General features: G+C 70.4%; 1 protein-coding gene and 1 pseudogene. Both read right to left on the minus strand.

Annotated features, from left to right (window positions below):
- Nucleotides 1-387: pseudogene (locus H531_RS15195) on the minus strand (hypothetical protein); the annotation flags it as partial.
- A gap of 79 nt (nt 388-466) precedes the next feature.
- Nucleotides 467-2,059: an MBL fold metallo-hydrolase gene (locus H531_RS15200; RefSeq protein WP_022799623.1), complete on the minus strand. Its 1,593-nt coding sequence runs from the start codon at nt 2,057-2,059 to the stop codon at nt 467-469.
- Between the last annotated feature and the right edge of the window lie 163 nt (nt 2,060-2,222).

The raw sequence follows: 2,222 nt of genomic DNA on the forward strand, positions 1-2,222 counted from the left end.
GAGAACCTCTTTCCTGAAGCGCGCTTCGGGTGCACTGCGCAGGTAAAGCCCCACCGCCACCACCTCCTTCACCCCGCCCCAAAGATCCTCGCTCAGCCGATCCAGGTCCTCCAGGGGAGCGAAGGGGTCTTCCCCCTCTTCCCCAGGCCCCCGCTCCCGAAGGGCCCGGAGGCGCTCCCGGAGAGGCCTTTCCGGGAAAAAGCGGCGCCGCTCCCGGGGATAAAGGCGGTCCATCTGGGCCTCGCTCACCAGGTAGACGGGGATACGGGTGGCCAGGTCCATGAGGGGAGCGTCCATGCGCTCGTAGAGCTCCTCACGGGTGAAGTCCAACTTCTCCCCTTCGGGAGAGCCTAGGTTGTGGACCGTGATGGGTAGGGTTCCTTTCAACGCTACCTCCTTTCTCTTTCCCAGAGTAGCCCCCATCTCGTTTCAGGTGAAGGTGGGTTTCGCAAAAAGTGCACCTTTTTCATAAAAGCAGGACCTCCCCCTCCCGGTAAAGCTCCCGCCACCGCTCGGGCCGCTCGGTGTGGACGGGAAGGAGGTAGCGCGGCCGTAGGCGCCGCACCGCCTCCAGGAGGTCGGGCTCGGGGGCGTGGCCGGAGGTGTGGAAGGGGTTCTCCACCCCGGCGGGGTCCCGGGGCAGCTTGGCCAGGCCCTCGGGGAGGAGGCGGAAGTCCAGCCGCCCCAGCCAGGCCAGGAGGACCTCCAGGTCCAGGATCTGCTCCTGGTCGGCCCAGTAGGAGTTGGTGAAGAGGTAGGCCCCCCGCCTCGCCTTCCCGCCCAGGGCGGCCTCCAGGAGGCGCAGGTCCAGGAGGCGGTTCACCTCGTAGAAGCCCAAGGCCAGGAGGTAGGCCCCGGGGTCCTGGGCCACCTCCTTCAGGGCAACCCACTGGAGGCCGGCCTCGTCCTGGAGCGCCTTCTCCCACGCCCCCGTGCGGTTTTTCTCCTCCTTGAGCACCATTACCTCCTGGAGGACCCCTTTCCAGGGGTCGGGCTCGGCCTCCGCCAGGCCGAAGAGGAGGTAAGCGTCCTTGGGGGTGACCACCAGCTTCCGCCCCACGTCCCGCGCCACCTCCAGGCAGGAGAGGAGGCGCTCCAGGTTGCGGGGGGCGAAGTCCACCACCACCGGGCACCCTTCCCACTGGGCCACCTCGCGGTGGAGGGCCTCCTTCACCTCCCCTTCGGTGCGGGCGCGGCGCGCCTCCCCGAGCCGGGTCCCCTCCACCACCAGGAGGAAGACCTCGAGGCTTTCCAGGCTCCCGAGGAAGGCCTCCGTCCTGGCGCCCCAGCGCCCGTGCCGCCTCAGGTCCCCCGTGTAGACCACCCGCCCCTCGGGGGTCTCCACGGCGAAGGCGGCCGCCCCGGGCACCGAGTGGTCCACGGGGAAGGCCTCCACCCGAAAGGGCCCCAAGGGGAGGGGCGCCCGGGCCTCCTCCCAGGGGTGGCCCTGCAGCTTTTTGCCGCTCGGGGAGCGCTCGTGGAACTTCCCAAGGGCTCCCAGCACCCGGTAGGGGCGGCGGAGGTACAGCGTGCGGTCCCCGTCCAAGAGGCCCCCCTTGTCTGGGTTCGGACGCCTTGGGGTCAGGTAGGCGGCCTCCCCGTCCACCCCCACCTGGGCCGTGTCCTGCATGGCCTTGACCAGGGCGGCGGTGGCCGCGGTGGCCACCACGGGGAGGTCCTGCCGCAGGTAGCCCACCGCCCCGGTGTGGTCCAGATGGGCGTGGGAGAGGAGGAGGGCGAGGACCTTCTCCCCGGAGGGGAGGTCCCCGCCGAGCAGGTTCCGCTCCAGGTCGGAGGGGAAGAGGGTGTCCTCTGGGCCTTGCCGGTAGAGGCCGGGGAGGGGGGGCAGGAGGCCCAGGTAGAGGAGGTCGCGCAGGCCGAGGCTCGCGGTGCGGGGGGAGAGGAACTCGGTGAAGTAGGCGCTCCACCTGGCGAAGGGCCGGCCGAAATCCAGGAGGAGGGCCCCCTCCTCGGCCTCCAGGAGGAGCTGGTTGCCCCCGATCTCCCCCCAGCCGCCAAAGACGTGCACCCTTAGGCCGCCGAGGTCAAAGCGGCGCACCCTGCCCTCCCTAGGCGGGGCGGGTGCCCTTGACCCGGCCCCGGGCGTCGTAGTGGTAGACCATCCGCCCCCTGCGGACGATCACCGTGTCGGCGGTCCAGCCCAGGAGCTCGTCCTGGCTGGAGATGCCGAAGCCCCCGATCCGCCTGCCCCGCTCGTCATA

The organism is Thermus islandicus DSM 21543 (genome assembly GCF_000421625.1).
Classification (GTDB): domain Bacteria; phylum Deinococcota; class Deinococci; order Deinococcales; family Thermaceae; genus Thermus; species Thermus islandicus.